Source organism: Frankia sp. AgKG'84/4 (assembly GCF_023242965.2).
Lineage (GTDB): Bacteria > Actinomycetota > Actinomycetes > Frankiales > Frankiaceae > Frankia.
This window is the reverse complement of the sequence record NZ_JALKFU020000004.1, coordinates 1-26122: the sequence shown is the minus strand read 5'-3', so window position 1 is coordinate 26122 and position 26122 is coordinate 1. Positions and strand designations below refer to the sequence as shown.

Genomic DNA, 26122 nt, shown 5'->3' with positions numbered 1-26122 from the left:
ACTCCCACCGGCGCCTGCGCCCGCGTCCGGACGCCGCAGCAGGCACACTCCCGCCCGACGAGCCGAGTGCTCGACGACCTCCGGCGCCACGGGCGGCAAGCACGACCTGCGGAATCTCAATATCACCTGTTGAGTGATTATCATCACACGGCCTCGTTCAAGTTCCAGCTGGGTCGCGCTGACCGAACACTGTCCGTGTTCGGTGCATGTTCCACCCGCCACGCCTATGAACTCCAGGACCAGCTGGTCGGTGGCGCTGCAGGCATCTAGTCGCGCATTGCGGAAAGAGCACCAGCTCACCATTCGCGCTACGCTGTGTATCGATTTTGGTGCTACTGTTGGCCCTTGCTGCGGCGTGCTGGGTTCAGCACCGTTGGGTGAGAGATGGAATCCGTTGCGTGCAATATTGGGCCCTGCTAGATTCACCCATCGCATACTTCATACCAAAAGATTAGGTGAGACACCCACCGTCATCGCCGGCCATATAGACTCCACACATCAACCGTGCTGAACGGCCACCACCTGGCCACCGGTGACAAGGTCGTGCTCTTCTACGCCGTCGCCAACCACGACGAACGTGTCTTCCCTAGACCGGACCAGTTCGATCTCACCCGCACACCGAACCCGCATCTCTCCTTCGGTGGCCCTGGCCCCCATTTCTGCCTGGGATCCCACCTTGCCCGGGCCGAGATAGCCGCCATTTTCCGAGAGATTCTCCGTCACCTACCCGCGCTCAGCGTCACCGCGGAACCGGAATTTCTCCGGTCAGTCTTCGTCAACGGTATCAAGCGACTCGAAGTAGAAACGCGGAACCAGAGAGCATCCGAAGAGGGTCAGGGGGTGTAGCCCGGGTGAGGAAGACTGGTGATGGTCGAACAGCCAGGGTCGTGAGCAACGTAGGGACCTTCGGTGAGGACCGTGCCGGCCAGATCGAGTTGGCGAGAAGCGCTCCCAGCTTGCCGACGGCACGTTGGGCGAGCACGACCTTGTGGTCTTGGTCGAAGGCGGCGAACAGATGCCGACCTACGGTGCCACCGTCCCGGGAACCACGCAGCCTCTTACCGTCGACGGCGACCCGCTGCCCGTCAGCGGCAGCGGGTCGCCGTGACGCTTTCGCCGATCGGCCGCAAGGTGACAACATGCCTCGCCGCCGCCCTCGGGCGGATCCGCGCGCAGTTTCCAGAGCCCTCCCCACACGTACCGCCGGCGTCGACCTGCACGACCCCCCTGCCCGCTACGGCTCGCTCCTGAGCGAAGGAACCCAAAGGAACCTCATCCGCAGACTAAACGTTAGAGCCCTCGACGACGTTCCATTCGTTCAGTCAGTTGACCACCTTCCTCCGCCACCCCCACCGGTCACCCACACCTACAGCGTCCCCAGCCAGAGCGGACGCATTCACAGAGAGGATAGATCATGTCTGATCGCCGTACGAGCTTCGTCTCCCGCGCAGGTGCGGTCGCACTCACGACTGCCGTGGCCTCACTAGGCTGTGTCGTCGGGGCCGATCCCGCCGCTTCATGGGCATCTCTCGGCTGCAAATGGGACCACGTAGGGCCCACCTATTGGAACGACGCCTATTCTCAGGGCGGCTACGGCAACGGCTTTGACAACATGGTAGGAGAATGGAATAGCCAGAACACTCCCGTCGACTTCAAGAAGATTGGAGCGGGAGATGAATCGAAGGCCGACATGAGATATATAGCTGGCGCGTGGGGGTCAGACTACGACTGGTACGGTAAAGCCATAAACGCCGACGTGTGCTCGGGCGGGATATATCCGAATGGAGTGCAACACGTCGCGGTGTCGATTAATCGCACGTACACCGATGGTCGTGCGAACAACCCTAACAATGCCGTCATTACCCACGAATTGGGACATGCGCTGGGATTGGCGCACACTCCCTCCACCTCGCCGCCGGCAATAATGTATCAGGGGGTCGGCTACGACTATCAGGGATACTGGACACCTCGAACCGACGACGTCAACGGTATCAACGCACTCTACTAAGAATATCGATCGAACCCGGAAGGGTACTCCCGATGGATTTCCGCGCGGGCATCCGCCTATTGACCCTCCCCGTTCTCCTGGTGGCGGTGGTCGCCTGTTCAGGAACAAATGATTCCGAGGTAGGGTCGATCTCGAAAACCGAGATACCGACCAGCGCTGAAGTCCAACAGCAGCCGGCGGGTCCGGATAACGCACTCTCGCGAGTCCGCGACTACCACTCGATCACAGAATTGACTACCTACTCTGATCTGGTGGTGCGGGTGCGAGGTACCAAGAAAATCGAGACAACCACCGATCTTTCGATGCCCCACACGATCACAGACTTCGATGTGATCGAGGTGGTTCGCGGAAGCGCTCCCGAGAAGGTCAGGGTCCGTCAGGTCGGAAGCCCCGAATCAGAGCACATCCTGAAATCCAACGGCTCTTACCTTCTCTTCCTGAGGAATTCTGAAAGAGCCCCCGGCCAGTACGTCATCGTCGGGACCGTAGCTGGGATCTTCAGTGACAATTCAGGGATGGTGACACGCCTTGACCCATATTCCACTGACATTCCGGAGAAAGTTCAGCTGGATAGCCTAAGGGCCGATGTCATTCGAGCGCCGGAGCGCGGATGAATGCAGGCAAACCGCTCGAGCGCCGCAACGATGAATCGACTGGAAACCGGAGAGCCAACTTGGCCACAGAGGTGTTGGATGGCGACTCAGACGAATTGATCATCGCGATAGCCGACCGGTTCAGGTTGACGGTGGAAGATCTCTTCGATGACGTCAGATTTGTCGAGGACCTAGGGTTCGACTCGCTTCAAATGCTGGACCTGTACGCGATCGCAGCAGACCTTGGCGCGTCACACCTCGAAGGAATTCGATTCGATTCACTCGGCGACCTGCGCACATTGTGTTGGCCCGGACGCAACCATGGCCACGACAAATCCTCCGATCCTGGAAAGTGCCGTCCGTCTGGCGTTGGTGAGCTAGGTGATCTAACATCGGCGGTACGCGGGAGCGTACCGCTGACACCCCCGCTATCGACGGAGGCGTTCGAGCTCGCCCTGCCCGGGAGCCCCGATCTTCCTTTCTTGTATGCCCTCGCCACGTCCACGGAGACCGGGTACCGGTGGCGTTACCACGGACGCATCCCACCGATGGACAAGTTCGAGGCTGATCTGTGGCAGAACGTGCTCGCCCAGTTTGTCGTCCGGCGCCGAGCCGATGGCGAGCCGGTCGGCCAGGTGGTGTGCTACAGCCCCGACATCAACAACGGGCATGCGAGCCTCGGCGCGGTATTCACGCCAAGGGTGAGCGGCTCCGGTCAAGCACTCCAGGTCGTCCGGCGGTTCCTCGACTACCTCTTCGCCAACTGGCGGTTCCACAAAATCTACCTGGAGATGCCTGAGCACAACTATGACACCATACGCTCAGGTGACGGGAAGGTGTTCGAGGTCGAGGGCCGCCTCAAGCGCCACCTATACCACGGGGGGCGCTACTGGGACCAGCTGATCCTCGCCGTGACACGCGAGCGTTTCCAGGAGCTTCAAGCGTCCGACACCGACCGCCCATCCGCCGACACTGAAAACGGAAGTGGGTATGCGGCTCGAGAGCTCGGCTGACCGGCTACGCGTACAGGCCGACAGCAATCAGATCACTGTCGACGAGTGGGACCGGTACGGTGATCATCGCAAACAGGTGACGGCGGCCGTCCTGTCTGCCCTCACGGCCCTCCCCGCCGGTAGCAGGAGGCTTGCCGTCCTGGGTGCCGGAAACCTGAACGACCTGGATGCGCGGGCGGCGCTCGACGCCGCGTCGTCCACGTGTCTGCTGGACGTGGACGAGGCCGGGGTGCGAAGAGCTCTGACGAGGCACGGCCTGAACCGTGATGGGCGGCTGGAGGTCGTCGGAGCTGACCTCCTGGACAACTCGGGTTCGACAGATCCCTTGTCGGAGCTTCGCGGATCGTTCGACGTGGTGCTTTCTGCGGGCGTTCTCACACAGCTGTTTGCCACAGTCGCCGCACGGTACGACAACCGGACGGATCCCGCCATGCATGCTGCCCTCCTCGAAACCCGGGCACGGCATCTGGGCCAGATGGCGACGCTACTGCGCCCGGGAGGTCGAGGCCTAATCGTTGTGGACGTCGTCGCGTCGATGACCTGCCCGGAACTGCTCTACCCGATGCCCTACCGGAGGCTTCCCGAAGTCCTGGACGACTGCCTGCGGCGGGGGAACTTCTTCACGGGCACCAATCCGTTTGCGATACAGCAGGCATTACAGGACCGTGGCCTGACACGTTGCGAAATCAGCGATCCGTGGGTCTGGAGGATCGGAAACACGGCGCGCCTCACTTGCCTGCTGCGCTTCCAGACGGAGACGGCACGGGAACGCGCTTCGCGCCTGGCTACCTGAGGGGGGCGTGTTCGAGCTCAGCGCGGCAGTGGCCCGGCGCTGACCCCACCGCCGCGGCGGGTGAGGCCCGGGCACGGCGCTCAGGCGGGCACGCGTAGGAGCCCGAAGCCGACCCCACCGGCCAGCGCCGCTGCGGCACCCATGAGCAGCGGGAACTGCGCGCCCCGCGCGTCGAGCAGCACTCCGCCGGCCGCCGCGCCCGCGGTGATCGCCACCTGGAACGCTGTGACCTGGAGCGACATTGCCGACTCGACGCTGTCTGGCTCGACCCGGCTGACCCACAGCTGAGTGGCCACCGGAACCATGTTGAACGCGAAACCCCACAGCACGATCCCGATCGCGAGCAGACCGGAGGTGCCTGCCACGGCGGTGACCAGCAGACCGACAGCCAGCAGGACCGGCGACACAGCCGCAAGCAGCCGCAGTCGCGCGGCGAACGCTCCGGCAAGGACATTGCCCGCCATGCCACCGAGGCCCCAACCGACCAGCAGCCAGGTCATGTGGTGGGAGCCCACCCGCTCGATGGCGAGCCTGATGTAGGGGTAGCTGGCAAAGTTCCCGAGCGCGACCAGGCCGACGCATCCGATTCCCGCCATGAGCCGCCGGTTCCCGACTGCCCTGCGCAACATCGGCAGGCCGGCCGACGGATGCGCCGGAACCGGCGGCAGGACACAAGCCAGCCAGACCGCGGCGAGCACGCAGAGGGCGCTCGCACCGACGAACGCGGCCCGCCAGCCGACGCCGTTGCCGACGAGCGCGGCGAGCGGCACGCCCAGCGCCGTCGCGAGGCTCACCCCGAACGCGAGCGCGGTCGAAACGACCCGCGGCCTGCCGGGCAGAACCGTCGTCCCCACCCCGAAGGCGAAGGACCAGAAGCCGGCGAGTGCGATGCCGAGCAGGAGCCGTCCCAGCAACAGAACGGCGAAGTCCGGGGCGAGTGACACGGCGAGATTGGCGACCGCTCCGGCGACCAGGAGCGCGACGAGCACCGTGCGCCGGCTGGTTCGCGGGAGCACAAGCGCGACGGTGGGGGCGGTGACGGCACCGGCGATCGCGGTGACCGCGATCGCCAGGCCAGCGACACCGTCGCTGACACCGATGTCCGAGGCCATCGTCGGCAGCACACCTGCGGGAATGAACTCGCTTGTCACGAGCGCGGTCGTCCCCGACGCGAGGGCGATCACCGGCAGCAGGGTCGTCGCCGGTGCGCCGGCCCCGTCGACCGACCGACGGTCGGAGATCTGACTGCTCATGGGTTCACCGTGCAGCACACCCGGCCGACGGGAGTGATTGCGTGATCCTTCCCCATCTCCCGCGGCTTCGACCGCCACAACACACGTCCTGTGTCACGGGAGTCGGCCAACCCCAGGACTCGTACCGCCGCCACACCGGAGCTACTGATCGCCACCGACAGGATCTCGCCTGGCGGGCCTGGCTCGATGTGAACGAGGACGTCTCCGACGGCGCCTGGCTGGTCCTGGCGAGGAAGGGCACGACGTCACCGACAGCGTTGCGCCCTGCCCAGCCAGCGGGGATGTAGGTCCTCAAGCAGGCAGGTTTCCACGCCGGCCGCGTCACGTCCGCCCGGTCAGGCCTGTCCGGCCAGCAAAAGCAGCTTTCCGGTGGTCCGCCGGCCCTCCAACAGCCGATGCGCCTTCGCGGCGTTGCTGAGATCGAACACCTCCTGGACGGGAATGACGAGTGACCCGTCGGCTACCAGGGCGAGCGCCTTCTCCGTGGCCGGGGCGATGATCTCAGGGGCGGCGAGTGCCAGATCGATGCTGCTCCAGCCCATGACCGCGACGTTGGCCAGGGCGAGTGCCATCGGTGACGGCAAGGACTCGGTCCTTCCAGCAGCCGATCCGAACTTCACCAACCGCCCCATCGGGGCGAGCGAGGCGAGGCCGGCTTCGAAGACCTGGCCACCCACCGAGTCGAGCACCACGTCGGCGCCCCGGCCACCAGTCGCACTGTGCACGGCTGTCGCCAGATCTGCGTGTGGCACGACGATGTCGTACCCGTGGGCCCGGGCGACCTGGACCTTGTCGGCCGAACCCACCGTCCCGATGAGAACGCTGACGCCGAGATGCCGGGCGACGGCCGCGATGGCCGCACCCGCCCCACCCGCGGCGGCGGAGACGACGACCACCGACCTCGGTCCGACGCGTGCCAGCTCGGTCAGCATCGCCACCGCGCTCGTCCCGATCGTCACGACTGCCGCGGCGGCCTCCAACGACATCCCGGCGGCAGCGCCGACGAGCGGGAACACCCGAGCGGCCGGGACATTCACGAGCTCCGCGTACCCGCCGACGATCGTAAAAGCGGCTACCGCGGTACCGACGGGAAGATCAACGATACCCGGGCCGACAGCGGCGACGTGACCACTCACTTCCAGGCCCGGGACGAACGGCAGGGCGGGCACGGGAACGGCCCCGCGTCGTTGCAGCACTTCGACGAAGTTCACGCCCGCGTACGCGACCCGTACGGCGACCTCACCCGGGCCGGGCTCGGGCTGGACGAGGTCTCGCCGGATCAGGACCTCTGGCCCGCCGGTCCTGTCGAATCCGACGGCACGGCGTGTGCGCCCGGCGCCCGGCGCCTGCGTCAGGGGCGTCGGTACGACGGAACCAGGACTCGGTGCGTTCGACGTTTCACTCATGGGGAAGACGCTCTACGGCCACATCCCAACTGGGAAGTACCCACTTCTCAGTAAGCTACTTTCCTCATGGGCTACGCTTCGGTCGTGGATCACACGTCTCACGACTCGGGCCCCCGGCCCCTGGTGGCGTCGTCCGGCCTACCAGCCGACGTCTACAGCGCCGGTTGCCCCACCCGGGATGTCCTGGATCACCTCGCGAGCAAGTGGACGATTTTGATCATCGACGCGCTCGGTGCGGGGACGTATCGGTTCGCGGAGCTGCGCCGCACAATTGACGGAATCTCCGAGAAGATGCTTGCGCAGACCCTGCGTCGTCTGGAGCGAGATGGTCTGCTCACCCGGACCGTGTACCCGGAAGTCCCACCGCACACCGAGTATGCCCTCACCCCCCTCGGACGCAGCATCAGCGCACCTATCGCATCGCTACGCATCTGGGCCGAGCGGAACATCAACGACGTGCTTGCAGCGCGCGGCGCGTACGAGTCCAAAAGTAATCATCAACAACGCTGACGGTGCTTCCACTTCAGCCCGGTGGCGATGGCCCCGACACCGCAAAGCCGCCGTGGATGTGGAGGGCGTACGGCCGACCTTGAAGCACGGATAGCAAATCTGGTCGCAGAAATGTGCCGAACCCTGGTCAGGAAGAAGTCACTTTTGGCGACGGCTGGTCCGACTCGAACCGTTCAGTGTGGTGATGCGCTGTCGTAGATCATCGAAGAACACGACCTCGCAAGAAGGCCCCAGCTCCCGCGCTACGCGGATTGCCAGAGCGTAGCCTCGCTTGTTCCAGTCGGCCTGGACCTGTTCGCTCGGCCAGCTGTAGCCGTTGGCGATCAGTATGCGGGTGTAGTCGGCCGACCACAGGGCGAGCTCGTCACGCAGCACGTCGGTCAGCGGCAGCGCTTCGGGCGACAGCTCGACGCCTTCGGCCCACAACGGAAAAGCGTAGTAGTCGGCCATCACCTTCACCCGCCGCACAGCCATGGTTGATCATAACGCCGAGATCAGTTCTGAGCCCGTGAGACGCACGCCGCCGAACGCTGCGGCGTCAGCGGCGGTCCGCCTACCAGAAACATCTGCCATCCGCCGCCCCGAGTCGCCGCCGCGGCCACCTACATCACAAGACTCGCCGCCGCTGTCGCACCGCGCTCCCAGCAGGCTTCCCGGGCGGCCGGGTCCAAGGCTCCGAGACGGTGAGCGGGTCACGCGGACGCTTCCATTTCAACCCCCGTCGTGATGGTCTCGACGCCCCGGGCCGCGCTGGTCGTGTCGGAGCTGCCATGGACGTAGAGCGCGTACGGACGGCCAACGGTGGCCTCAAGCACGGGATAGTAGATCTGGTCGCAGAACTTGCGGCAAGTCGCATGCGTCGGTCGATTATGCTACGTGCTTACGAGGCTTGCTGTCGCGGTGGGGCCAAACCGCATCGGTCGTATCGCCAAGAAGCGTGCCTGCTTCTGCTATCGGGTGACGATGACCGTCGCGCGGTGTCCGGCAGCGTTCTTGAGCTTGGTGTCGCCTGTGAGCAGGTCGCAGCCGAGTGCTTCGGCGAGCGCGATGTAGGCGGCGGCGTAGGCGCCGAGGTTGTGCCGCAGTTCCCACATCCGGGGGTGGTAGGGCCAGACCGGATGACGGGTGATCCGCAGGCGCGCGTAGTCAGCCAGCATCTGCTCGCCGCGATGGTCAGTGATCTTCTTTCCGGCGGCGAGCCCGCGGACGGTTGACGCGACCTCGACGTCGAGATGGTGCGGGGCGTGCAGCGTGCGCGGGGCGGACAGGCGCTGGCGGAGCACCTCGTCGCCATTGCGGACGGACAGCACATCAAGGACGAGCGAGCGGTCAACCACGTACGTGAGGGTCAACGCCGTCCCTCGTCGCGCGCCGCGAGGATGTCGTCCATGGTGAGCTCCACCGGTTCCCTGTCGCGGGCGATGCGGGCGATGACCTCGGCGTTGGTCTCCGTGGCCGCGTCGGCGTCCATCAGGTCCCGCAGGTACCCGGACAGCGACTGGCCGAGCGATCTAGCGCGCTCGCGCAGGACCGCGAGCGTCGTCGGATCAACATCGCGCACCTGGATGATGCCCACGTCGGCGGACTCGCTCATATATCCACGCTACCACGATTCATGCATCACGCATGAATCGTCGCGTCAACCTCGCCAGGAGCGTTCGTGGGCACCTCACGACACCTCCGCCGCTCGCGCGCTGTCCCGCCGGGAACGTCGCCGTGAGCCGGCCAGGTCACAGCAGGGTGGAGGGACCGCTCCGATCGGGGATCGGGCGGTGTTCACCGCGGTGGTCTCTGTGCTGACCGCGGGCTGTGCGTGGCGGCATATGCCGGGCGAGTTCGGGGTGTCGGTGCCTACCGCGCACCGCCGGTTCCAGACGTGGACCCGGGCGGGGGTCTGGCCCCGGCTGCACCGGGCGGTCCTGGACGCCCATGGTGAGGCCGGCCGGGTCGACTGGTCGTCGGTGATCGTGGACGCGGCGAGTCTGCGGGCGAAAAGGGGCACTCTGACCGGGCCGAGCCCGGTCCACGATCGCGTGGCTGGACGGCTACCGCAGCTTGACCGTCCGCTACGAACGCGGGCGGGCTCAACTTCCTCGGATTTCTCTGCCTGGCTGCCGCGATCACCTGCCGGAAGAAACTCCCACACCCCACGTGAGACATCCTCTAAGCCGCGCCACCGGACTCGCGAGCGTCCATGAATTTCGAGACCTGGCTGTCCGCCCGGGTAGGGAGAAGCTCGCCGAGCTCCTCACGAGCAACCGGTGACCGGCCTGCCGGATCACCCGGTCTGACCCAGCCAGACATTCCGTTAGCGCCAGTCGTAGCGCTGTCGCGGCCGGTCGGCGCCCTGCGGTCTGGCTGGCATGCACGCTGCCACCGGTGCCGGCGCGCCCCGGCGGACGAGACCGAGATCGCTGCTGATCGCAGCTCTACGGAACTCGACGGGCCTGTCGGCGGCCGGTCATTTCCTGACCGGGGTGGTGCCGGTCAGGCCGAAGCGGGGGCCGCACTGCTCGGTCGTGGCCGGGCTGGCCGCGTTCCAGACGCAGATCCACATCGTGTGTCCGTCGACGGGAATGTAGTTCGTCTTCGTGGCGCCCCAGGACGCGGAGAAGGAGTACGCGATCCCGTCGTTGCGGAAGAGCTCGGCGCCGCAGGACTGGCTCAGCGAGGTGTTGAGCACTCCGGCGAAGGAGCCGGCGCCGTTGAAGTCCAGCCACGCCGAACAGCTCGCGTCGTTGGCCACCCAGGAGGTATCGGCCTCGGAGCCCGGGACCTGTGCGCTGTCGTCGCCGCCGTTGATACCCGCGATGGAGGACGCTGTCAGGCTCGGGGCGGCGCTCGCGGGCTGGACGTTCGACGCGGCGGTGCCGGCGGGACCGCCGGCCGGAACCGTCGACGCGGCCGGGGACGCGACCGGGTCGCTCGGCGTGGCCGGGCCGTTTGACCGGATCGGGTCGCTCGGCCCCGCTGTCCGCGCTCCCGTCGTGCCTGCGGAGGGCGTCGAGCCGGCCGGCCCGGTGCTCGGCGACGCCGTCGCGGAGGTGCCAGCCGTGGGGTGCCCGGGCGGGTCGTTCCTGATGGACAGGAACACGGCCCCGGCCACCACCGCCAGCACGAGCGCGACGACGCCGGCGACCCAGGCACCGCGCGAGCGCCGCGGGCTCCTGGCGCGCGGGCCGACGGGCTGATCCGCGGCGGCATCCGCGCTGGACTCGACCGTCGGCGGCTCCGCATCGCCGTCGACGCCCGGATCGCCCGGGACACTCGGATCGCCCGGGACACTCGGATCGCCCGGGACGGCTGGAACGAGCGGGACGGCCGGAACGAGCGGGACGGCCGGGACGACCGCGGTACTCAGGTCCGGCCGCTCGGTCACGGCGCGGACCGCGTCCTCGAGATAGAGCGGCATCTGACCGCGCGCCGTCCAGCCGGCGCCGAACACCGTCGTCGCCGCGGCCGCCAGCTCCAGCGCGAAGGCTGCGGCGTCCGGAGGACGGGCGGCGGGGGACTTGGCCAGGACGCGGAGCACCACGTCGGCCAGCGGAGCCGCCGCGCCGTCCATCGGCGGCGGCGGCGCGGCCAGCTGCTGGCTCAGCAGCGTGAAGACGGGCAGCTTCGGGTCGAACGGCAGCCGCCCGGTGAGCAGGCTGTAAAGGAGGATTCCGAGCGCGTACAGATCGGTCCACGGGCCAAGCTGGCCGCCCTCGATCTGCTCCGGGGCCATGTACGCCGGCGTGCCCGCTACGCCGCTGGTGATCGTCCCCGGCTCTCCGAACAGCTTGGCGATGCCAAAGTCGGTGACCTTGAGCGTGCCGTCGCCGGCGAACATGACGTTGTCCGACTTGATGTCGCGGTGCAGCACCTTGTGCCCGTGCGCGTGCTCAAGCGCCGCGGCGACCGCCAGTGCCACCGCGCAGACCCGCTCGGGGCTCATCCCCGTCCGCAGCCGGGTCAAGGTGCCCCCCGCTAGCTTCTCCATCAGGACCAGGCACAGCCCGTCGGCCTCGACGTAGTCGTAGACCCGTACGACGTGTGGATGGTCCAGCTTGGCCAGCACCTGGGCCTCGGCGGCGAAACCAGCCGGGGCGGCCACGGCGCCCGTGGCCGCCATCACCTTGATTGCCACGGGGCGGCCCATCTGGCGATGCGTACCGGCCAGCACCAGCCCGAACGCCCCCGCGCCCAGCTGCTCGCCCAGCTCATAGCCGGGCAGGACCTTGGCCACCCGGTCCCGATCGATGATCATAGATCATCCCGTCGGGGCTGTCGTTCCGCATCGTTTCCCTGAAGCGCCATCAGGGCAGAGCCTAATATTTCGCCACGAAGCGCGACAACATGCCCGCTCCCCGTGCGCCTGATGGGTCGTGCGCCCGTGACTCGTCGACGTCGACGACGCCGCGCGGCACGACCCCGAGACCGCTGGATGCCTCGCGCCGACGGCGGGCCACCGCCGGGCATGTGCACCTGTTCGACCCGGACAGCGGACGCAGGCTGGACGAACGGATCGACGGGACCACGTCGAGATCTGAGCTTCCCTCAGTCCAGCGTGCCGCCTGATTCGCGTCCTCGGGGAAGACGCGAATCAGGCCGACGCTTCAGCGCGGCGCCGCAGCTGGCGGACCGGGTTCGGCGTGAACACCAGCAGGAGACGTCAGGATGACGGCCCAGTCGATGAAGATGAGGTCGTAGGGCGACTCGTCGAGCGCCGCGAGCGCGCGCGCCGCAGGGGCGGTCAATTTTGTTCTGGCCGCCGCAGATCGGGCGCCGGTCGACTCCGCCTCGTCTCGGGAGTCGCGTTCAAGCCGGCCTAGCGGCTCCGCCGGCCGCGCCGCGGCGCCCGATCGTGAGTATGGGGTGGAGCAGTCCCGCGACTTCTACCAGGAACTCGCGTCGAACTACGACCTGCGCAACTCCGGGAAACTGGTGTCGACCCATCTCGCGACGGTCGAGCAGGGGCCACTCTACGATGTCCGCTTTGGCTACCGCGATCGGGCCGTCCGAGGCTGTCGGCTCCGGCGCGACGCTCTGCGCCGTGGCGGCCCTCGCAGTGGTGTCACGCCGCGCGTCGCTGGGTCGCCCCCGCTGACTCGATCCAGCTCAACAAGCGGGCCCCGACGAGTGTTCTGAGCTGAGGTTCAAAAAGGGTGGGAGCCTCGCTGCAAGGCGGGCAGGACCATCCCGACCAGTGCGGCGACGTCGGTGTCGGCCATCGGCGCGCCGGTCATGCCCATCCGGTGGAGCAGGGTTCCGACCACGACATCGGTGAAGAACCGGACCCGGTCCTCCGGCTCGCCGAGCGCGTCCTGGAGCGCCAGCCGGTACGGATCCTGCAGCCGCACGGACAGGATCTCGCGCAGGGCCGGGTCGCTGACGGCGTCGCTGAACACGCCGGCGAACGCGTCGCCCACCCCGGGTTCGCCGATCTTCGCCGCGATCCAGTGGATAGCCGAGGACATGATCTCGGCTCGGCTGGCGCCCTCCAGTGAGGCCGGACCGAAGGCGTCCAGGAGGCAGTCCACGATCAGGTCGCCCTTGGACGGCCAGCGCCGATAGATCGTCGTCTTGGCGACACCGGCCGCCGTAGCGATGCGTTCGACGGTGGCGCGCGCGTAGCCGAGCTCGTGGACCGTCCTCAGCGTGGCGGCGAACACCGCGGCGTGGACGCCTGTGCGCGGGCGGCCGGGTGGTCGGGTGGAGATGGCCGATGCCATGGACACAGGATAGCGTTTTTCGCTACCGTGGGTTTCGATACCTAAGGTCGCGAAACCGCTTTCCCGGGAGAGACCATGAACGAGATCATGACTACGGGGCGTCCGTCGGAGCCGGACTGGTTGAGGATGACGATCGAGGAGCTGGTCGCCTACCGCGATGCGGAGAACCGCTTTCGGGCGTCCCCCGCGGTGCGGGCGATCAGCGGGGATCCGGATCCCGGCGCCGCGATCGACTGGCAGGAGGTGGCGCTGCCCGGCCGCGGACTGTCGGTGCGGGTCTACCGTCCGGCAGCGCGCGCCGGCGGAGACGCCGAGTTGCCGTTCGTGCTCCACGTGCACGGCGGCGGGTTCGTGGGTACGGCGGTGCAGAGCGACTGGGTCAACAGCCACCTCGCCGCCCAGGTTCCCGCGGTCGTCGTCTCGGTCGAGCACCGACTCCTCGACCAGCGAACTCCGCTGTCGGCGGCCGTTGCCGACGGCTGGGACGTGCTCCAGCTCGTGCTCCAAGCCGCCGAGCGGTGGGGCATCGACGCGGCGCGGACGGCTGTGTTCGGTGAAAGCTGTGGCGCGTTGATCGGCGCCTTGGCCGCCATCCGGGCCCGCGAGTCCGACCTGCACCTCAAAGCCCAGGTGCTGGTCAACCCCGCCGTCGATGTGACCGAGGCGATGCTTGACCATGCCTCGGTCACCCAGCACGCCCGCACCCCGACCCTCGCCGTGCCGGTGCTGCAGCTGTTCCAACGACTCGCCGTTGCGCCGGGAACCGACCCGCGCGCGCTTTCGCCGCTGTGCGCCGACAGCCTGAACGGGCTGGCCCCGGCGCTCGTGGTGGTGCCGACCCACGACCCGCTGGCCGATCACGGTCGACGTTACGCCGAACGGCTGCGGGCCGCCGGGACGTCGACGCGTCTGGCCGAATTCCCCGGAGCGGGGCACGCCTTCCTCAGCACCCCGGGCCTGGCGCGGCAGGCCGACGCCGCACGGGCGGAAATCCGCGAGTTCCTCCGAGCACACCTCATTGGCTGACGTTGAGCCGCCACAGCCACGGCGCGTTGATCCCGGGCCGTGCCGTCCTGTCGTTGACGCCGCCCAGCCTGTCCCGCACGACACCGACCACGAGGCCGTCGACGGGCAGCGGTTGCGGCCCGTTCCACCTGGAGTGAACATGACCGAAGGCAAGATCGACGGCGCGGCCCTGGACAGTGTGGCCGCAACGTGCCTGTGGACGCTGCGCAACCGCGCCGAGGAGTCGATGCGCCCGGCCTCGGCATTCCGCGATCCACTGGCGGAGCGCCTCTACCGCGGAATCGATTACGATTTTGACCGGTTCGGCAAGCCGAGCCAGAGCCATCCACTGCGCGCGCTCGCCCTGGACATCGCGATCCGCGCCTATCTGGACCGGCGCCCCGCCGCCACGGTGGTCGCCCTCGGCGAGGGTCTGCAGACCACCTACTGGCGCCTGGGACGGCCTGGCATCAGCTGGCTGTCCGTAGACCTGCCACCGGTGATCGACCTGCGCCGACGTCTGCTCCCCCAGGAGCCACGCATGACCGCGATCCCGGCCTCGGCGCTGGACCACAGCTGGATGGACGCTCCCGATCCGGGGCACGGCGTGTTCATCTCCGCCGAGGGGCTGTTCATGTACTTGGAACGCGGCCAGGTGATGAACCTGATCGCCGAGTGCGCCGCGCGGTTCCCCGGCGGGCAGCTTTTCTTCGACTCGATACCTGCATCGCTCAGCAACCGGACGATGAAGAGCTACCGCATGTCGGCCCGCTACACCGCACCGCCCATGCCCTTCAGTTTGTCGGTCTCCGCGGCCGCCCGCCTGCCCGCGCAGATCCCCGGCGTGGCAACCGCCGAAGACCTACAGCCGCCGCTCGGCCGCAGGGCATGGCGATCGAGGACACTCCGAAAGATCGCGATCCTGCCCGGCCCACGCGATCTGCGCCCGTCGATCTCCCTATTGAGTTTCGCTGCCCCTCCCGAACGGTAGGCCGAAGAGCTTGGCCTCGATCCCCTGAACCGCCCCGGGTTCGGTGTCAAGCCCGCAACCCGGCAGGGCCTTCGGGCGTTTGACGCACACCGCTTGGACGTCGTGTGGCGTACGTAGAGCACGCGAAGCCGCAGATTGAGGCCCAACCGATTCCGGTGGGTGTGAAAGTTCACCTCGTCTACCGGGAACCGAACGGCTGGATCTCTCCCTATCACTGCTTCGGGGATATGGAAGCAGCCGCCCGCTACATGGATGCGATTCACCATCTCGCAGGGCACGACGCTGCTAGGAGGCGCGTTTGGGTGTATAGCCCATGCAACTGTCCCTAACCATCCGCCCACCTTCTCATATGAGGGGGTGGGCCTTAGCTTGGTAGGGTATGGTTGTGGCGAAGCTGCTGGTAGTCCATCACACCCCGTCCCCGACCATGCAGGAGATGCTGGAGGCGGTTCTGTCGGGCGCTCGGGCGGATGAAATTGAGGGCGTGGAAGTTGAGGTTCGGCCGGCACTCTCGGCAACTGCCTCGGATGTCTTGGCTGCCGACGGATATATTCTCGGCACTCCAGCCAATATCGGTTATATGTCGGGGGCTTTGAAGCACTTTTTTGATGGCGTGTATTATCCTTGCCTTGAAGCGACTGTCGGTCGGCCGTATGCCCTCTACGTCCATGGAGGCAGCGACACCACGGGCGCCGTACGGTCGGTGGAGACGATCACTACGGGGCTGCGGTGGAGGCACTTGCGGGAGCCGCTGACGGTGGTGGGAGCGCTCGACACTGCTGCCCGCGAAGCATGCTGGGAGTTGGGCGCGACCGTGGCGGCCACGCTCGCGGACACCTAGCGTAACCGCCCGACGCACGCGATTTTGTGCAAGTTCTGCGACAGCGAATCGCTCCAGCGTCAGGACGATCAGCCGGGCCGCCCGCAATGGAACGCCGCAGGCTACAAGGGTACTCATCGCCAGCTCGGAGATCGCGGCCATCCTGAGGGAGAGCTGCGAAGCCGAGATGATCCGGGCGCCGTCCGGGTGGGCGAGCGGTGCGCCGCGCAGCTGCTCGGCGAGGCTGAGCAGCCAGTCCTGCCATCGTTCGTCCGGCTCGGGCGGCGCCATCTCAGCGAACTGCTGCTCGAGGATCAGTTCGGCGATCGCGGTGAGCAGGGCCGCCTTGTTGGGGAGATGCCAGTAGAGGGTTGGCTGCTGCACGCCGAGCCGCGCGGCGAGTTTGCGAAGTGTCAGACCGTCGAGGCCGCTGACGATGAAGGTCCGTGAGGACGGCCGGGTCGTCAGCGTGCCCTGCATACTCGCGGCCGGTGGCGCCGAAATGTACAAAATAACTTATAAGCCCACAACTGGGGCAGAAGACCTCAAGAAAAGATACGAGACCGTCGCGGACGGTGACGACCTCAGCTGTAGAGAGGTAATCCGCATGATGCAGGTTGCCTTCAGTGGATCAGCCGCTGGTCCCCACCGATCTCGGAAGGATGGAGTCGGCGTGAGAGTTCCAGCGGCGCGGCGAACGCACGTTCGGGTGGATTTGTTGATCGCATCAAGTCGGACAAACAAAGAACGGGAAGGATCTCTATGCGGACTCCCGCAGGACCCTGCGCACGATCTCCTCGACCTGGTCCTCGGTCATCACGGGCGCGTCACGGCTCTCCACCGCGCGCGACAGGATGCGACGAACCAAGGCGGACGTCGGGATGTGCTCGGCGGCCGCGCGTGCCTTGAGCGCATCCGCCAACGACGCCGGCACCCGTACCGAGACGACGGCCTGCTCGGATTCGACCGCCTCAGCCTCAGCCGCTTCGGCCTCCTCCACCGCGTACTCGGCACGGATCGCCGCCCGCCGGGCACGCCTGGACGGATCAGTCACGACCGGCCCCTCCCTCCAGGTAGTCGCGGAGGTCGCTCCCCCGGGTCTTCCACGCCGTGATTCCGGCCTGATCGGTCGGATCGAAGATCACAGTCAGCACGAACCCGGCGCTACGGGAGTAGCCGATGAGTCGGGCCGCGCCCATCCTGCTCCTCGGGTCCGGATCACGAACGATCCGCCTGGGATCTCTGGCCGCCTCCACGGTCCATCCAGGCTCGATGTCCGTCGCGCCGGGGTAACGATCAGAACGGCGCCGGATGTAGTCCGCGTCATCCCGATCCCACCACAGGTCACCCGCCACAACTTACAGTGTCACACGTCTACTTACACGCGCGAGCATCGGGCGGCAGGGCGCCCACGAAGGCCACCGGTCCGGCGCCGGGCGATGGCCGGGCGGCCCACGAGGGCGGAGGGACGCCATGAGCGGTTCCACCGGCGGTACGATCACGGAGTGAGACTGGGCGCTTGCGCATGAGCCGGCCACAGGCAGTACTACTTGATTTCTACGGGACAGTCGTCGAGGAGGACGACCAGCAGATCCGACAGATATGCGTCGAGATCAGTGACACTTCCAGCCAGCAGGTCGATCCGCATACGGTTGGCTTGTACTGGTCAGATCTTTTCTCGCGTTTGTGCACGGTGTCCGTGGGGCCTTCCTTCGCCACCCAGCGGGCCCTGGAGCGGCAGTCGCTTCGAGAAACGATCCAGCACTTCGGGTCGGTGGCCGACGAGGAGGCACTGAGTGAGCAGATGTTCGCATACTGGCGGCAGCCGACCCTGTTCCAGGAGGCCACGGCATTCCTGAGCGAGATCACACAGCCGGTCTGTATCGTGTCGGACATCGACCGCGCCGATATTGAGGCGGCGATCAGCCATCATGGCATCGGGGTCGATCTGGTCGTGACAAGCGAGGATGCCCGCGCGTACAAGCCCCGGCCGGAGCCCTTCAGGCTCGCGCTCGGCCGGCTGGGACTACAACCCGATCAAGTTCTTCATATTGGGGACTCCCTGAGTTGCGACGTAGCCGGAGCGACATCACTCGGCATTCCCGTCGCCTGGTTGAACCGGAAAGGCAGAGAACGGCCACAGCAGACACGCATCGACTATGAGGCATCAGACCTGCTGGCCATCCATCGAATCCTGGCGTAAGCGGTCGATGAGATCGACCACCGCTCATGGCGGAGCCGACGTTCCTGGACTCCGACTACCCGACCGGCGTGCCGGGCAACGCCGCCAACTCAGGCGGATCCTGCCTTGGCGGCGGCCTTCATGGCCTTCTTGAAGTCGCGGACCTTGATCCGGGACTCGGGGCTGGTGATGTCGGCGACAGAACGGTAGCTGCCGTCCTCGCCGAACGGCCCGCACGCCTCCCGCCAGCCGGGCGGAGTCACCCCGAGCTGCTCACCCAGCAGCGCGACAAATATCTTCGCCTTCTGCTCCCCGAAGCCCGGCAGTGCCGCGACCTGCTTCAGCAGCACGCGGCCGTCCGTCGCGCTCGTCCAGACCGCCGCCGCCTCACCGTCGTAGGACTCCAGGATCAATCGGCACAGCGACTGCACCCGCTTGGCCATCGAACCCGGGAACCGGTGCAGCGCTGGCGGGCGCGAGAACACCGCAGCCAGCTCATCCGGATCGAACTCGGCCAGCTCGTTCACGTCGAGCGCACGGCCGAGCCGGGCGGCCAACTCATACGGCGCGGCGAACGCCCGTTCCAAGGGGATCTGCTGGTCCTAGAGGCTGCCGATGTGGCTACCGCTCGTGTCCTGATCGTCGGTCTTGACTCACATGCGCTGCCGGGCATCGATGTCGAAGCAGTTGATCGCGGTCTCGCGTACGGTCTCGAACGAGTCCGGGTGGCGGGCTATCTGGTTGAGCAACTCCTCGTCCCGCTCGACGAATCAGCGCCGGACCAGATCAAGCAGGCAGTCGTCAGCCAGGCGTGGGACGTCGTGGTCATCGGCGGCGGCATCCGTAAGCCCGAGCCTCTACTGGAGTTCTTCGAGGCCGTGGTCAACCTCGTTCATACCCGCGTTCCGGCGGCCAAGATCGCGTTCAACGCTGACGGTGGAACCAGTCTCGAAGCCGTCCAGCGAGTCCTTTCCTGACAGATCTCGTGGACACCGCACGCCAGGTCGCCGGGGGCTGTTCGCCGGGGGCTGTTCGCCGGGCAACTGGCTGCCCCGACGGGCGGTACACCGCCCTCCCTGGCGTCTGCGACGCCTCTCGGTACGTGCGTGAGGGCGCCGCTCACATAGCCGATGTGGCAGGTGTGTCGAGGAGGTAACCGTCGGCTCCAAGCACGTCGGCGGCGGCGTCGCCGGGTCGCGCCGCGGCGGTCAGGAGAGTTGCTCGCGAAGCCAGGTGAGGGGGCGGCCTTCGAGGTTGGCCAGGGCCTCCTCCGCGGTCATCGTGGTGCGGGCGGCGACCGGGAATCTGTGCAGAGCGCGGGTCGCGGGGTAGTAGACGTATCGTTCGTCGAACTCGACACAGAGCTCGAACGAGTCGACCCAGGACGCGACCGCTTCGTCCGCGCCGCGGGCGGCCAGTAGCTCCTCCGCGGTTGCGAATCGCTCGACGTACTCCCGCGGGTCCTTGCGGTCTATCGAATAATAGGCATAGACGTTCTCGACCGGGTCGAAGAAATAGCCGACCTCATGCCACTGGTCGGCTTCCACGGTGAGGAACGGGTAGACGTTCGCCGTCGCGGCGACGAACTCGCGCACGGAGAGCTGAGCGTCGGACATGAGGTTGACCGTACCGTCGCGCGGGGAGGGGGCCGCCGGCGTGCCGGCGTGGCCGCGTCACGTAGCCTGGCCGCCGTCGGCGTTGCGTCCATGGTCGATCCGCGGCACGAAGGTCCTGAGGAGGAACCGATGGACGCTCTCACGCTCGGGGCGGCGAAGGCCAGACGGGTGGTGTTGTTCGCCGCCGGCGCGGGCGGCGATCCGGAGCGTCATCGTCCGCTGCTGAAATACCTGGCGGCCCACGGCGCCCAGGTCATCGCGCCATACTTTGAGCAGATCATCCCCGCCGAGGCCACCGCGGCGCAGCTGCTCGCGCGCCCGCTCGGCCTGGTCGCGGCGCTGCGGGAGCACGGCGCGCCGGAGCTGCCGGTCGCCGTCGTCGGCCATTCGGTCGGGGGATGGGCGGCCCTCTGCCTGGCCGGGGCGACCCCGTGGTCAAGCGACGGGACGCCGATGGTCGTGCCCCGCGAACCGCGGGTGTCCCGCCTCGCGCTCTACACGCCGGCCGTCGGCTGGTTCGCCGCCCCCGGCGCGTTGGACGCCGTGACGGTGCCGACACTCGTCTACGCGGGGGAACTCGACCGGATCACGCCGGTCGAGCAGATCCGCGGCCTGACGAAGGCGCCCGCACCCGTCGAGATCACCGTCGTGCCGGGAGCGGGCCACTTCAGCTTCATGAACACCCCGCCGCCCGGCCTGACCGAGGATCCCGCGTTCCAACGCAACCGGTTCCTCGTCCAGCTCGCCCGCGAGACCCAGCAGTTCCTCGACGCCACCGGGGAAGGAACCTGACGCACCTCAGCCGTTGCGGGCGGACTCCGCACCGGTGATCCGGGCGAGCAGCGGCAGGGTCGAGGCGATGATGGCGAGGGAGAGCAGCATGCCGCCGGCGGCGAGCACGAAGTAGCTGGCGCCTGGACGGACGAGTCCGTAGTCGAGCTGCGAGCGAAGGAACATCGCCGACGCGGCGAAGCCCGCGCCGATCGCGAGCAGGGCCGCGGCCAGCAGCGGCAGGGCGCTCTCGATCGCGATCGTGCGCCGCAGCATGGGGAGCGGGGCGCCGGCGAGTCGCAGCATCGCGAACGGGCGGCGCCGGTCGGACAGACCGGTGACGACGCTGACGGCGAGACCGCAGCCGGCGATCGGCAGGGTCGTCGCCAGCACGACGTTCGCCAGCTGCCGCCAGCCGGCCAGAACGCGCTGCTGGTCGGCGGCCCAGTCGCCGACCGTCCGGGCCTCGTTGCCCGGGTAGGCGCCGGTGAGCAGTGTCCGGGTCCGCTCCAAAGCCGCGGTCGACCCGTCCGTGGCGACGTAGAGCATCTGCACGGGCAGCCTCGTGAGCTCGGTCGCGCTGATCGGGGCGGTGGGCCACTCCTGGGCTGGCGAGGAGGTGAGGTTGAGGAAGGCGTCCAGCGGCACGGCGGCGACGGCCGCCCCTGGCGCGCACCGCCCGACCATCGCGGTCCTGGCGACCTCCGCGCACAGCACCAGGCCGTCCGGACGCACCTGCGGTCGCGCCGTCCCGATCCGGTGTAGGTCCGCGCGGATCGTCGCGAAGCCGCCGACGCCGGGGACGGCGTGCAGCCGGGCGAGGAGGCTGTCGGGGTTGGCGCTGGTCAGCGGCGCACCGTCCAGCTCGCCGTCCTGCACGACGGTCCTGGTCCGCGCGTCGCCGCCGAGGGTGGCGCGCCGGGCGTTGATGGTGCCGATGACGCTGACCGTCGCCGTGGCCACGAACAGGGCGAGGACCAGTCCGCTGACCGCGCGGAAGCCGGCTTGCGGATCGTCCGCGAGGCGGCGCGCGGCGATCAGTGTCGCCGGCCGCCGGGCCCGGTGGGCGCTCGCGCGGGCGGCCGTCATCGTCAGCCACGGCCCCGCGATCACCAGGCCGATCATGACGAGCAGGAACCCGGGGAGGTAGGCCGCGGCCTGCCCGTTCGAGGTCTGCGGCCGGCGGCCGAGGAAGAACGCGAGCTCACCGAGCCCGGCGGCGAGCACGACCAGCCGCCAGGCCCGCGGCGGATGGGGCGTGGCGCGGCGGGTGATCCCCAGCGGGGAGATGATGACGCGGCGCAGCGCGACCCGGGCGGCCAGCGCCGCCGCGACCGGGACGCCCAGGACGACGGCGATCACCTGGCCGGCCGACAGGGTGAGATCCGCGGTGAAGAACCGTGCGCCGGTGAACGGGATGGTCGCGACCAGCGGGCGCAACGCGCCGAACACGCCGAACCCGACGACCACGCCGGCGCCGGCCGCCACCGTGGACTCCACCGTCGAGATCGTCGCGATCTGCCGCGGCGTGGCGCCTACCAGGCGCATCGCGGCGTAGCGCTGCTCGCGGGTGGCGGCGGACAGCCGCGTCGCCGTCCCGATGAACATCAGCACGGGGAAGACCAGCGCGGCGGCGACCACCGAGAACATCAGCGTCAGCCCGTCGCCGCGGATGCCGGTGACCAGGCAGTCGTCGCCGCACACCGGCGGCATCACGTCGGCGATGGTGGTGATCGTGCGCGCGTCGGGGCGGCGCTTGACCTCGTCCGGAGTCCGGCCGATGACCGCGACGAGGGTGCCCGGCGACGCCAGCGCGCCCTCGCCGATCATGCCGGCGAGGCGGCCGGGGAAGCGGTCGCCGAGCTGGTCGGCGGGGGTGGCCCGCAGCAGTGTGGCCAGCGCCGGCGAGGCGTAGTACTCCCCGGCGGCCGGTAGCCGGGTCAGGCCCGGCGGGACGGGGGAGGTGCGACCGGTGGCGGCGACGTCCACCTCGGCGATGGCGCTGCCGTCGTAGTAGTCGGTATGCGCCCACCACCACAGCGGATCGACGGCGGCGGTCTGCGTCCGGCTGGCCGAGCCGCTGGCCAGCCACAGCTGCCGGTCGTCCTGGTGGCCGACGGCGTTCGTGCTGGCCAGCGTGGACAGCAGCAGCGCCACCCCGAGGGCGACGGCGGCGGCGATGAGGACGAGGCGCCCGACGGCGGCCCGCCCGCCGCTGACCGCGAGGCGCAGCGCGAGCGCGATCACGATCCGACCCGTTCGACGGTGAGCGCACTGCTGCGGCCGTCCCGGACGATCACCTGTCGGTCGGCGTAGGCGGCGACCCGCGGTTCGTGGGTGACGAGGATGACGGTGGTGCCCTCGGCGCGGGCCGCGTCGACGAGGAGGTTCATGACCTGCTCGCCGGTCAGCGAGTCGAGCGCGCCGGTCGGCTCGTCGGCGAAGAGCACCCTGGGCCGGGCCACCAGGCCGCGGGCGAGCGCGACCCGCTGCGCCTGACCGCCCGAGAGCTCACCTGATCGCCGTCGCTGCAGACCGTCGAGGCCGAGGCGGGCGAACCACGACCGCGACTCGGCGAGCGCCGCCGCCCGGCGGGTGCCGCCCAGCAGCAGCGGCAGGGCGACGTTCTCCTCGGCGGTCAGCTCCGGGACGAGCTGGCCGAACTGGAAGACGAAGCCGAACACGTCGCGCCGCAGCGCGCTGCGACGCTGCTCGTCGAGGGTGTCGACGCGCCGGCCGTCGAGCCACACCTCGCCCGCGTCGGGCACGAGGATGCCGCCCAGGCAGTGCAGCAGCGTCGACTTGCCGGACCCGCTCGGCCCCATGATCGCGATGATGTCGCCGGCGTCGACGGCGAGGGACACGCCGCGCAGCGCCGGGGTTCCGCCGAAGGCCAACGTGACGTCGCGGGCCTCGATCAGGGCGCTCACGCGCGCACCTTCGCGGCGAGCTGGTCCAGGCGTCCGGACGTCGCCTCGATCCAGCGCAGGTCCGCTTCCAGGTGGAACAGCCCGTGGTCGGCGAGCAGGACGTCGACGATCTCCCCGCCGCGGCGTAGGTCGGTGAGTTCGCGCATGCGCCGCAGGTGGGCCAGGCGCTGGGTGTCGAGGTAGGCGTGCGCGTCCCGGCCGAGCATCAGGGCCAGCACGACCTTGGTGAACAGCGTCGTCTGCAGGTGCGGCTCGGGCGGCACCGCCTCGGTGAGCCACTGTTCGAACTCGGTCGCGCCGGTCTCGGTGATGACGTAGCGGCGGCGCTCCGGCCCGGAACCGGGTTCGGCCTCACCAGCGATGATCTTTCCGTCCCGGGCCAGCCGGGCGAGCGTCGAGTACACCTGGCCGTACGGCAGCGGCCTGCCGCGCCCGAACAGGGCGTCGTACTCCCGTTTGAGGTCGTAGCCGTGGCTCGCCTCGCGTTCCAGCAGACCCAGCAGGGTCAGAGGGATACTCACAAGGTCACTATAATCTGCGTGTATACCTCACGTGTAGATACCCGGTGAGTCCGAGGGACGCTCACGGGCGTGTGCGCGGGCGAACGGCAGCAGACCCGGCGGAAAGACGTCGGGGTCGTCCATCACTCTGCGTCCGTCGGTCAGGGCCAGGTTGGCGGACAGGCCGATCGTGATCAGCCTGGTGACCGGCGATGTTCGGGCGGCACCGGCCACGCTGGTGATGACGCGCTCGTAGAAGCCCTCGTCGAAGCCGTCGAACGTGGCGGGCGGTGCCGAGAACGGGGTCACGGCGACCACGATGACGTCGGCGTCCCGCAGAACGTCGACGAGGTCGTTCGCGACGAGAGCGTCCGCCTCGGCCACCTCGACACCGAGATCTCCCAGTGACCGGTGTCGCCTCGCGTCGCGGACGGCGCCGAGGACCCGGTGCCCCCGGGCGACGAACTCCGCGCTGACGGCCCGCCCCGCGCGGCCGCCGGCGCCGAGAACGGCGACCCGTGCCGGCGTCCCTGGTCGCAGGGCTGCCCGGAGGTGCTGCGTTCGCTGTGCTGCTGTCATGGCTGTCAAAGTAGGAGAGAGTAGGCCGGTTACCGCAACGTGGTTCACCGAACTCCGGCAGATCCTCGACGCGGTGAGCGCGAAGGTTCTCACCGACACCCTTCGCGCGATGGAACGCGACGGCCTGGTGAACCGGAACGTGTTCGACGAGAACCCGCCGCACGTGGAGTACGAGCCGACCGCCCTCGGCCGGACGCTGCTGAACCTCGTCGAGGCGGCTCGAAGCTGGGCCCGGGACAACCTCGACGACCTGCTGGCCGCCCGCCGCCGCCACGACGACGGCCTGCCCGGGGGCTGACGGCTCATTCGGTCCAGGGAATCTCCAGCTCGCCCGCCCTGTCGGTGGCGGAGCGCCGGCGACGTGCATGATCGGGGGATGGGCGGGCGACGGCGCGGGTGGCTGCGGCCGGCGGCGGATGTCGTGCTCGTGGTCGTGCTCGGGCTGTTCCTGGTCGCGGTGGTGTTGGACGAACACGACCGCACGCGCGCGCCGCTGCTGATCCTGCTCGGCCTGCCGTTCGGCGTCGGGCAGGCCGTCGCGCTGTACTGGCGACGCGCCCGACCCGTGGCCGTGTTCGCTGCCGCGCTGGTCGGCGGCCTGGTCCTGCAGCTTCTCGTGCCCACGATCGCCATCCCGATCGCGGCACTGATCGCGATCATTTCCCTAGCCGCCGCGAGGGCGCCGGCGTTGTCGCTGCTGGCCCTGCTGGCCCTGCTCGGGCTGTGCGCCGTCGACTTCGCCTCCGCGAGCCGCGAGGACACCTACTTCGTCATGGTCGTGTCGGTCGCCGCCTGGGCGATCGGGGAGATCGCCCGTAACCGCCGGGTGGCCATCGAGGGGGAGGCCCGCCGGGCCGTCGCTGAGGAACGCAGCCGCATCGCCCGGGAGATCCACGATGTCGTCGCCCACAGCGTCTCGGTGATCATCGTGCAGGCCGCCGCCGCGGACGACGTCTTCGACACCCGGCCCGACCAGGCCCGCAAGGCGCTGCGCTCGATCGAGACCACCGGCCGCGACGCGCTGGCCGAACTGCGCCGCCTGCTCGCCGTCGTCCGCCCCGGCGCCGAGGACGCCGACCCGCTGCGCCCCCAGCCTGGCCTGGCCCGCGTCGACGAACTCGCCGAACCGCTGCGCGCCGCCGGCCTGGACGTCACGATCCACACACGTGGCACCGCCCGCCCGCTGCCCGCCGGGGTGGACGTCTCCGCCTACCGCATCGTCGGTGAGGCGCTCACCAACGCGCTGCGCCACGCCCACGCCTCCCGCGTCGAGGTCACCCTCACCTACACCGCGACGACCCTCGACCTGGACATCGCCGATGACGGCGTCGGCACCGGGGGAGGCCACCATGACTCCGTCCCGAGCACGATGCCGTCCTCCCGTTCGGGCGGCGCGGCTGCTCAGCCGGGCCGCGACGGCGGGGCGCCGGCCGTGACC

31 protein-coding genes and 1 pseudogene are annotated in these 26122 nt (G+C 68.5%); 15 read left to right on the top strand and 17 right to left on the bottom strand.

The genetic code is table 11. The features are described from left to right. Positions 1–504 precede the first annotated feature (504 nt). From MXD58_RS00890 to MXD58_RS00870, 5 genes are all read left to right on the top strand, one after another. Positions 505–846 (top strand): cytochrome P450, encoded by a 342-nt coding sequence (locus tag MXD58_RS00890; protein WP_308301868.1) that lies wholly within the window; start codon positions 505–507, stop codon positions 844–846. A 568-nt stretch (positions 847–1414) separates the two neighbouring features. Continuing rightward, entirely contained in the window at positions 1415–2008 is a 594-nt protein-coding gene (locus MXD58_RS00885) for a M57 family metalloprotease (protein WP_248838593.1), read from the top strand. Positions 2009–2040: 32 nt separating this feature from the next. Then, positions 2041–2622: an SH2 domain-containing protein gene (locus MXD58_RS00880; RefSeq protein ID WP_248838592.1), complete on the top strand. Its 582-nt coding sequence runs from the start codon at positions 2041–2043 to the stop codon at positions 2620–2622. Further along, the gene (locus tag MXD58_RS00875) at positions 2619–3614 is read left to right on the top strand and encodes a GNAT family N-acetyltransferase (protein WP_248838591.1); all 996 of its coding nucleotides are present in this window, start codon (positions 2619–2621) and stop codon (positions 3612–3614) included. The genes MXD58_RS00880 and MXD58_RS00875 overlap by 4 nt, the downstream gene beginning before the upstream one ends. After that, positions 3592–4407, top strand: coding sequence for a class I SAM-dependent methyltransferase (locus tag MXD58_RS00870; RefSeq protein ID WP_248838590.1), 816 nt, complete (start codon positions 3592–3594; stop codon positions 4405–4407). The genes MXD58_RS00875 and MXD58_RS00870 overlap by 23 nt, the downstream gene beginning before the upstream one ends. An 80-nt stretch (positions 4408–4487) precedes the next feature. Here the strand turns inward: MXD58_RS00870 and MXD58_RS00865 are convergent, their stop codons facing one another. Together MXD58_RS00865 and MXD58_RS00860 are read right to left on the bottom strand one after the other, a co-directional pair. Further along, the gene (locus tag MXD58_RS00865) at positions 4488–5660 is read right to left on the bottom strand and encodes an MFS transporter (RefSeq protein ID WP_248838589.1); all 1173 of its coding nucleotides are present in this window, start codon (positions 5658–5660) and stop codon (positions 4488–4490) included. Between the two features lie 335 nt (positions 5661–5995). After that, positions 5996–7066: a zinc-binding dehydrogenase gene (locus MXD58_RS00860; protein WP_248838588.1), complete on the bottom strand. Its 1071-nt coding sequence runs from the start codon at positions 7064–7066 to the stop codon at positions 5996–5998. Positions 7067–7150: 84 nt separating this feature from the next. Between MXD58_RS00860 and MXD58_RS00855 the strand changes: the two genes are divergently transcribed. Next, entirely contained in the window at positions 7151–7576 is a 426-nt protein-coding gene (locus MXD58_RS00855) for a winged helix-turn-helix transcriptional regulator (protein ID WP_250608976.1), read from the top strand. Positions 7577–7714: 138 nt separating this feature from the next. Here MXD58_RS00855 and MXD58_RS00850 read toward each other — a convergent pair whose 3' ends face one another. The 3 genes from MXD58_RS00850 to MXD58_RS00835 form a co-directional block, all read right to left on the bottom strand. Continuing rightward, complete coding sequence (locus MXD58_RS00850; protein ID WP_518476895.1) at positions 7715–8050, bottom strand: immunity protein CdiI family protein; 336 nt, start codon at positions 8048–8050, stop codon at positions 7715–7717. A 476-nt stretch (positions 8051–8526) separates the two neighbouring features. After that, the gene (locus MXD58_RS00840) at positions 8527–8928 is read right to left on the bottom strand and encodes a type II toxin-antitoxin system VapC family toxin (protein WP_250608975.1); all 402 of its coding nucleotides are present in this window, start codon (positions 8926–8928) and stop codon (positions 8527–8529) included. Continuing rightward, entirely contained in the window at positions 8925–9170 is a 246-nt protein-coding gene (locus tag MXD58_RS00835; RefSeq protein ID WP_013874180.1) for a hypothetical protein, read from the bottom strand. Before MXD58_RS00835 ends, MXD58_RS00840 begins: the two co-directional genes overlap by 4 nt. On the opposite strand from MXD58_RS00835, the gene MXD58_RS31535 reads away from it, so the two are divergent. Beyond that, entirely contained in the window at positions 9142–9774 is a 633-nt protein-coding gene (locus MXD58_RS31535; protein WP_518476892.1) for a transposase, read from the top strand. The genes MXD58_RS00835 and MXD58_RS31535 overlap by 29 nt on opposite strands. Before the next feature lie 263 nt (positions 9775–10037). On the opposite strand, the gene MXD58_RS00830 is transcribed toward MXD58_RS31535, so the two are convergent. The 3 genes from MXD58_RS00830 to MXD58_RS00820 form a co-directional block, all read right to left on the bottom strand. After that, positions 10038–11825 (bottom strand): serine/threonine protein kinase, encoded by a 1788-nt coding sequence (locus tag MXD58_RS00830; RefSeq protein ID WP_248838585.1) that lies wholly within the window; start codon positions 11823–11825, stop codon positions 10038–10040. Positions 11826–12174: 349 nt separating this feature from the next. Further along, the gene (locus MXD58_RS00825; protein ID WP_250608974.1) at positions 12175–12315 is read right to left on the bottom strand and encodes a hypothetical protein; all 141 of its coding nucleotides are present in this window, start codon (positions 12313–12315) and stop codon (positions 12175–12177) included. A 399-nt stretch (positions 12316–12714) separates the two neighbouring features. Further along, complete coding sequence (locus tag MXD58_RS00820; RefSeq protein ID WP_248838584.1) at positions 12715–13290, bottom strand: TetR/AcrR family transcriptional regulator; 576 nt, start codon at positions 13288–13290, stop codon at positions 12715–12717. A gap of 87 nt (positions 13291–13377) precedes the next feature. Between MXD58_RS00820 and MXD58_RS00815 the strand changes: the two genes are divergently transcribed. From MXD58_RS00815 to MXD58_RS00805, 3 genes are all read left to right on the top strand, one after another. After that, positions 13378–14316: an alpha/beta hydrolase gene (locus MXD58_RS00815; protein ID WP_250608973.1), complete on the top strand. Its 939-nt coding sequence runs from the start codon at positions 13378–13380 to the stop codon at positions 14314–14316. 139 nt (positions 14317–14455) lie between these two features. After that, on the top strand, positions 14456–15286 hold the full coding sequence (locus MXD58_RS00810; RefSeq protein ID WP_248838582.1) for a class I SAM-dependent methyltransferase: 831 nt from the start codon (positions 14456–14458) through the stop codon (positions 15284–15286). A 379-nt stretch (positions 15287–15665) separates the two neighbouring features. Further along, on the top strand, positions 15666–16127 hold the full coding sequence (locus MXD58_RS00805) for a flavodoxin family protein (protein WP_248838581.1): 462 nt from the start codon (positions 15666–15668) through the stop codon (positions 16125–16127). Positions 16128–16157: 30 nt separating this feature from the next. Here MXD58_RS00805 and MXD58_RS00800 read toward each other — a convergent pair. From MXD58_RS00800 to MXD58_RS00790, 3 genes and pseudogenes are all read right to left on the bottom strand, one after another. Continuing rightward, a pseudogene (locus MXD58_RS00800) lies at positions 16158–16586 on the bottom strand (TetR family transcriptional regulator); the annotation flags it as partial. Between the two features lie 280 nt (positions 16587–16866). After that, positions 16867–17160, bottom strand: coding sequence for a ribbon-helix-helix protein, CopG family (locus MXD58_RS30525; protein ID WP_248838579.1), 294 nt, complete (start codon positions 17158–17160; stop codon positions 16867–16869). Next, positions 17153–17305, bottom strand: a complete 153-nt coding sequence (locus tag MXD58_RS00790; RefSeq protein ID WP_248838578.1) for a hypothetical protein — start codon at positions 17303–17305, stop codon at positions 17153–17155. The genes MXD58_RS30525 and MXD58_RS00790 overlap by 8 nt, the downstream gene beginning before the upstream one ends. 326 nt (positions 17306–17631) lie before the next feature. Between MXD58_RS00790 and MXD58_RS00785 the strand changes: the two genes are divergently transcribed. Then, the gene (locus tag MXD58_RS00785) at positions 17632–18309 is read left to right on the top strand and encodes an HAD family hydrolase (protein WP_248838577.1); all 678 of its coding nucleotides are present in this window, start codon (positions 17632–17634) and stop codon (positions 18307–18309) included. 89 nt (positions 18310–18398) lie between these two features. Here MXD58_RS00785 and MXD58_RS00780 read toward each other — a convergent pair whose 3' ends face one another. Continuing rightward, positions 18399–18881: an HhH-GPD-type base excision DNA repair protein gene (locus tag MXD58_RS00780; protein WP_308301869.1), complete on the bottom strand. Its 483-nt coding sequence runs from the start codon at positions 18879–18881 to the stop codon at positions 18399–18401. Between the two features lie 24 nt (positions 18882–18905). Here MXD58_RS00780 and MXD58_RS00775 point away from each other — a divergent pair, with 24 nt between their 5' ends. Next, complete coding sequence (locus MXD58_RS00775; protein ID WP_248838576.1) at positions 18906–19265, top strand: hypothetical protein; 360 nt, start codon at positions 18906–18908, stop codon at positions 19263–19265. Between the two features lie 231 nt (positions 19266–19496). On the opposite strand, the gene MXD58_RS00770 is transcribed toward MXD58_RS00775, so the two are convergent. Beyond that, the gene (locus MXD58_RS00770) at positions 19497–19904 is read right to left on the bottom strand and encodes a hypothetical protein (protein WP_248838575.1); all 408 of its coding nucleotides are present in this window, start codon (positions 19902–19904) and stop codon (positions 19497–19499) included. A gap of 129 nt (positions 19905–20033) precedes the next feature. Between MXD58_RS00770 and MXD58_RS00765 the strand changes: the two genes are divergently transcribed. After that, positions 20034–20696 carry an alpha/beta hydrolase family protein gene (locus MXD58_RS00765; protein ID WP_248838574.1) on the top strand — a complete coding sequence of 221 codons (663 nt, stop codon included), beginning with the start codon at positions 20034–20036 and terminating at the stop codon, positions 20694–20696. Positions 20697–20702: 6 nt separating this feature from the next. Here the strand turns inward: MXD58_RS00765 and MXD58_RS00760 are convergent, their stop codons facing one another. Genes MXD58_RS00760 through MXD58_RS00745 form a run of 4 tightly spaced genes read right to left on the bottom strand, consistent with a single transcriptional unit; the run spans position 20703 to position 24684 of the window. Beyond that, entirely contained in the window at positions 20703–22922 is a 2220-nt protein-coding gene (locus tag MXD58_RS00760; RefSeq protein WP_248838573.1) for an FtsX-like permease family protein, read from the bottom strand. After that, the gene (locus tag MXD58_RS00755) at positions 22919–23605 is read right to left on the bottom strand and encodes an ABC transporter ATP-binding protein (protein ID WP_248838572.1); all 687 of its coding nucleotides are present in this window, start codon (positions 23603–23605) and stop codon (positions 22919–22921) included. Before MXD58_RS00755 ends, MXD58_RS00760 begins: the two co-directional genes overlap by 4 nt. Then, entirely contained in the window at positions 23602–24126 is a 525-nt protein-coding gene (locus MXD58_RS00750; RefSeq protein WP_248838571.1) for a PadR family transcriptional regulator, read from the bottom strand. The genes MXD58_RS00755 and MXD58_RS00750 overlap by 4 nt, the downstream gene beginning before the upstream one ends. 27 nt (positions 24127–24153) lie before the next feature. After that, positions 24154–24684: an NAD(P)-dependent oxidoreductase gene (locus MXD58_RS00745; RefSeq protein ID WP_248838570.1), complete on the bottom strand. Its 531-nt coding sequence runs from the start codon at positions 24682–24684 to the stop codon at positions 24154–24156. On the opposite strand from MXD58_RS00745, the gene MXD58_RS00740 reads away from it, so the two are divergent. Both MXD58_RS00740 and MXD58_RS00735 read left to right on the top strand, forming a co-directional pair. Further along, positions 24683–24982 (top strand): winged helix-turn-helix transcriptional regulator, encoded by a 300-nt coding sequence (locus MXD58_RS00740; RefSeq protein ID WP_284677693.1) that lies wholly within the window; start codon positions 24683–24685, stop codon positions 24980–24982. The two genes, MXD58_RS00745 and MXD58_RS00740, sit on opposite strands and share 2 nt — an antisense overlap. A gap of 78 nt (positions 24983–25060) precedes the next feature. Then, on the top strand, positions 25061–26122 hold a 1062-nt coding region (locus tag MXD58_RS00735), incomplete at its 3' end, for a sensor histidine kinase (protein ID WP_250608972.1).